Source organism: Salinivibrio sp. SS2 (assembly GCF_001722075.1).
GTDB classification, from domain to species: domain Bacteria; phylum Pseudomonadota; class Gammaproteobacteria; order Enterobacterales; family Vibrionaceae; genus Salinivibrio; species Salinivibrio proteolyticus.
The window spans coordinates 1-1,563 of sequence record NZ_MEBP01000137.1; the positions used below are offsets into that span (position 1 = coordinate 1).

Annotated in this window: 1 protein-coding gene; it reads left to right on the top strand. The window is 47.3% G+C overall.

All coding sequences use genetic code 11. The features are described 5' to 3' along the window. Window positions 1-82: 82 nt before the first annotated feature. A partial coding sequence (locus BGK46_RS16425) for an IS1182 family transposase (protein WP_254659705.1) occupies window positions 83-1,563 on the top strand: 1,481 nt, incomplete at its 3' end.

Genomic DNA, 1,563 nt, shown 5'->3' on the forward strand with positions numbered 1-1,563 from the left:
GCACTTCAGACTGCTGACAAAGGTCTAGCTTTCGAGCTAGACCTTTGATCTAATAGGAGTGTCGCAATAGGGATGCTCCGGTATGCTTCAAGAACCTTCTCCACACCAATATGAACTTGAAATGGTGACGATGGAACAACTTGTTCCCAAAGACCATCTTGTTCGTAAAATCGACCGCGCCATCGACTTCGAGTTTATTCGAGATGAAGTCGCTCACCTTTATTGCAAAGATAATGGCCGTCCACCCGTTGACCCCGTTCGCTTATTTAAAATCATCCTGCTTGGCTATCTCTTCGGCATCAAAAGCGAGCGCCAGCTTGTTAAAGAAATTGAAGTCAACGTTGCTTATCGTTGGTTCTTGCGTATGTCGCTGACAGAGAAGGTCATCCATGCGTCCACGCTGAGCCAAAATCGTATTCGTCGCTTTAATGGCACGAATGTCTTCGAACGCATATTCAACCATATTGTGGTTCAAGCCATGGAGAAGGGCTTAGTCGCAGGGCAAGAGCTGTATACCGATAGCACACACCTTAAAGCCAGTGCGAACAAAAATAAGCATGTGAATAAACTGCGCCCGGTGAGCGCCGGCGCTTACCTAGAGATGTTGGATGAAGACATCGCCTGTGACCGCAAAGCAGAAGGAAAAAAGCCGTTCAAGGACGCGCCATTAAAAACGGACGTCAAAAACACAAAAGTGAGTACGACTGACCCTGAAAGTGGTTTTATGACCAGAGATAATAAGCCCCAAGGCTTCTTCTATCTTGACCATAGGACCGTTGATGGTAAGCACGGTATCATCGTCGATACGTATACAACCCCAGGGAATGTCAACGACTCACAACCGTATATCCGTCGCCTTGACCACACACTCACGCAATTTAACCTCAATCCTATTGCCGTGGGCATCGATGCTGGCTACTTCACGGCACCGGTTGCCGAATCCTTAGAGCGTCGCAGCATTCTTGGCGTATTCGGCTATCGTCGCCCTTCTCGAACGAAAAATACGTTCAAGAAAAAACACTTCACATACGATAAGAAAACCGACACATATCGCTGCCCCAAAGGGCAAACGCTTATCTATAAAACAACCACAAGAGCCGGCTATCGTACTTATCACTCAGACCCAAAGCAGTGTGCGTTCTGTCCGGTTAGAAACGACTGTACGCAAAGTAAGACCATGCAAAAAATCATCACGCGTCATCTTTACACTGATGCAGTCGAGCGTGCCAATGAAATGCGACTGTCTCGTTATGGCAAAAAGATATACAAGCGACGAAGTGAGACTGTGGAGCGAAGCTTCGCCGACGCTAAGCAGCATCATGGACATCGCTACGCACGCTTCCGAGGGCTTGCAAATGTGCAAATGCAATGCTGGCTGGCGGCGGCTGCTCAAAACATCAAGAAGATAGCGTTAGTGGTGAGCTATCTAAGAAAATGTGGCTTTAACATGGCGGATATAAGGCAAATACTGGCTTCTATCCGCCAATTTAGGCGTTGGTCGGTAATGACCACTCAACAACAAAAAAATCGCGATCGCGACCTACGGCATATAAAAACAACAAA